At 63.6% G+C, this 3281-nt stretch carries 3 protein-coding genes; all 3 read right to left on the reverse strand.

What is annotated here, in order from left to right; all coding sequences use genetic code 11:
- Nucleotides 1-931: glycosyltransferase family 1 protein (locus tag EOL86_13130; GenBank protein ID NCD26517.1), on the reverse strand; the 931-nt coding region annotated here is incomplete at its 3' end.
- Nucleotides 928-2451, reverse strand: a complete 1524-nt coding sequence (locus EOL86_13135) for an ATP-binding cassette domain-containing protein (protein NCD26518.1) — start codon at nucleotides 2449-2451, stop codon at nucleotides 928-930. The genes EOL86_13135 and EOL86_13130, both read right to left, overlap by 4 nt.
- Nucleotides 2452-2478: 27 nt before the next feature.
- Complete coding sequence (locus tag EOL86_13140) at nucleotides 2479-3096, reverse strand: polyisoprenoid-binding protein (protein NCD26519.1); 618 nt, start codon at nucleotides 3094-3096, stop codon at nucleotides 2479-2481.
- Nucleotides 3097-3281 lie beyond the last annotated feature (185 nt).

Here is a 3281-nt window from a genome sequence, read left to right on the forward strand (position 1 = left end):
CCCGCTCCATTTCTTCCATGGGCAGCGGCAGCCGCCCGCCTTCCCAAAGCGAAAACAAGGTCAGCCAGAGGGCCACCCGGGCCGCGGGTCCGGTCTGGGCCGCACGCTCCAGGTTGCCAACCCTCGCCAGCAGTGCCCGCGCGCGATGCTCCGGCAAATGCTCCCGTTGTATCCGCTCCCAGGCCCGCAAGCCCATCAACCGGGCCAATACGTCGTTGTGGCGCAGCCGACACACCCAATCGACCAGCTCCGCCCCATCACGGTACAGGGCCACCTCGCTGTCCGGCTCGAACAAACCCTCCACATGTCCCACGGCCGGATTAAGGACGGCGCAACCGCACGAGGCGGCCTCGAACAGTCTGAAATTGATTTCCCCAAAAATGGCCTCATTGGGGACAATCCGGCTCTTGTCATAAAAATCGAGCATTTGTCCGTGAGGCAAGTCCTGACGGACCTGGACATCGCCGATCCTGTCGAGCCATTGCGCGAACCATTGTCGCACCGGGCGTTCCGGCGTGATCCGGCCCACGAATCCCAGACCGTGGACGCGCTCTTCCCAGGGGGCAACGGGACGGGACGAGCCGAACCAGGGCAGCCACGCCGTCTGGACAAGACCACGCGCGGCAAACCAGGGCAGCCATTGTTTTTGGGTGCTGCAGCAAAGATCGAAAAGGCGGGCGTAATACTGATGCCAAAAGCTGTTCAGGTGGGTATCGATGGACCAAAAAACCTTGAGGCAGGAAAAGGCTCCCAAATCCGCGATAATGGTGCGTGGCCCCAGCGTTTCCTGCTGGAAGATCACGTCCGGCACGAAGTCGCCCAGCAATGGCTCCAGCCGAATCACGCCGGCTGGCGGACGCAAATCCAGGCACCGATGCCCGGCCGCCTCCAGGGCCCCCCGCAGCCCGACATGGACGCAGACGATGTTCATGGGGCGCCAGGCCCGTGACCACCCGGCCCGCAATCGCCAAACAGGCGCCCGAAGTCCGCGCTGGCCCGCACTCGTGGCCAGGTGTCGATCACGCGAGCCTGGCCGCGCTCCAGCAACAGGCCATGGGTCAAAAGCCCGTCCATGAATTCCGGTGAATGGGTCACCAGGACAATGGTGCGCCCCTGGTCCAAAAACGTCCGCAGCAGTTCGACCATGCGTGCCTGCCAGGAGCGGTCCAGACCCGAAAAGGGTTCGTCCAGAACCAACAATTCCGGGCCATGGACCACGGCCCGCGCCAACATGACCTGACGGGCTTGGCCATAAGACAGGGAGCGCAGCGGCCGGGACATCCATTCTTCCATGGCCCAATCCCGGGCCAGATCCTCGGCCTTGAGGATTTCGGTGACGGGCAGGCCCCGATGCACACCCAGGCCATCGCACAGCCCGGACAAGAGAATATCGCGACAGGTCGCCCCTGGATCGATGCGGTCCTTGATCCATGGCGCCAAAATACCAATCCGGGCCCGCACCCGACCAATGCCAAGGCGATCGGCCTGTCCGAACCACGTCAGGCCGCCCCCTGGCCAGGGGCGGCGGTAGCCCGTGATCATCCGCAGCAGGGTGGACTTGCCGCTTCCGTTGTGACCGACCACGCCCCAACATTCACCGCCTCGCACGCTCCAACTCAGGTCGTCCACGGCGGGTACCCCGCCCACGACCACGGAACAGGATCGGACCTCGACCACGGGCGACCCGGCCGCCAACACCTGCGTGACGCTCTCGCGTCGGCGCGGCAAGGCCAGGGGGGCGGCCAAGGCCTGGACGGGGCGGTCCAATCTGCGTCCCTGATCCAAAAAAATCCGTCCGCCAACCGCTTCCGGAATCGGCACCAAGCCATGCCCGCTGACAAACAGACGGGTCCGCCCCGTGGCCGCGATGCGCTCCAGCGCGTCCGCGATCAGGTGCTGCCCCTGTCGGTCCAATCCCTGTCCCAGCTCGTCCACGGCCAAAACTTTGGGATCGGCGACAACGGCCCGGGCCAGCAAGGTCCGCTTGGCCTCGCCCGTTGACACCGTCTGCATGGGTCGGTCCAACACCCGCTCCAGACCCAGTTCCCGCCCCACGGCCCGGGCCCGGCTTTCCTCGGCCTCGGACGGCGAATGGTACAGAAAGGGAGTGTTGCCCAACCCCGCGCAAATCACTTCCCACACCGGCACGCGCAAGTCATGGTGCTGGTACCAATCGGCCATGGCCGGGGAAACTAGGCGGACATGGGGGCGGACGACCAACGGCGACATCGAGACTTCGCCGTCCACCCGGTACGTACGCGCCCCGCCGCTTCGCTGGGACGGCCAGAGCTCCCCAAGCAGCAGACGCAGCAACGTGGTCTTGCCCGCGCCATTGTCACCGAGAACGGCATAGTGTTCGGACCCGGTCACATGCAGATCAATGTCGTGGAGAATGCGCACCGTGCCCATGTCCACGTCGACGCGATCGAGATGAATTTCGATGCTCTTCACGAATCCTCGTCCTCGCGTGTTGATCGATCAGCGGGGGTGCCGCATCAATTCCATGTCCATGTTCAGCTCGATGCTATCGCCAATCACGCCCAGATCGGCCCAGGGTCCGGAACCAACCTGAAATTCCAGGCGATTGACAACAAGCTTGGCCTGAAGGCCCATGACCTCGACACCAGGCAGACGGTCCCGCAAGGGATGTGGCCGCGAGCCCAGAAACGTCAGCGGCACGCGGACCTCGCACGTCACGTCGCGGATGGTCAGATCACCAAGCGCGACATAGGCGTCGCCGTCTTCGCGGATTACCGCCTTGGACGCGAACATGATGCGTGGGAAACGGGCCACGTCCAAAAAGTCGGCTCCGCGCAAATGGGCGTCACGAGCTGGCGTCCCGGTCGTCACGCTGGAGCTGTCCACCAGAATATAAAACCGCCCGTCCTCGGGCCGGGCTGGATCAAACTCGATATCCCCGGAAAAGCGGGAGAAAAAACCAGTCACGTATCCGGACACATGTTTGACCCGAAACCCGATACTGGAATGCTCCGCGTCCAGTTCCCATGGCCGGGCGTCCGGTTCGCCCCCCAGGGCCGGGGCGGCGAAAAAAACGCAAGCCGCCCCCAGAGCCAGAATCCGCAATAACGAGCGCATTGTCCAACCTCCACTGCATCACATCCACGGCCAGGTTTTCAGATGGCCGGCCAGGCACGTCCCAAATCGACCCAGTTCCCCGGGCTCGTCCGAAACCCTCCCTAGCAAGGACTCCCGCGATGCACCAGAATTGGTTGTATGACAAATTTTCTGGTTGACAGACCTCACTGTTTGTATCAAAAGCC

The sequence above is a fragment of the Deltaproteobacteria bacterium genome (assembly GCA_009930495.1).
In the GTDB taxonomy this organism is placed as follows: domain Bacteria; phylum Desulfobacterota; class Desulfovibrionia; order Desulfovibrionales; family Desulfomicrobiaceae; genus Desulfomicrobium.

Bases quoted from the DNA above. Each gene is read 5' to 3' on its own strand.
- EOL86_13140 (NCD26519.1), bottom strand. From the start codon at position 3,096: ATGCGCTCGTTATTGCGGATTCTGGCTCTGGGGGCGGCTTGCGTTTTT.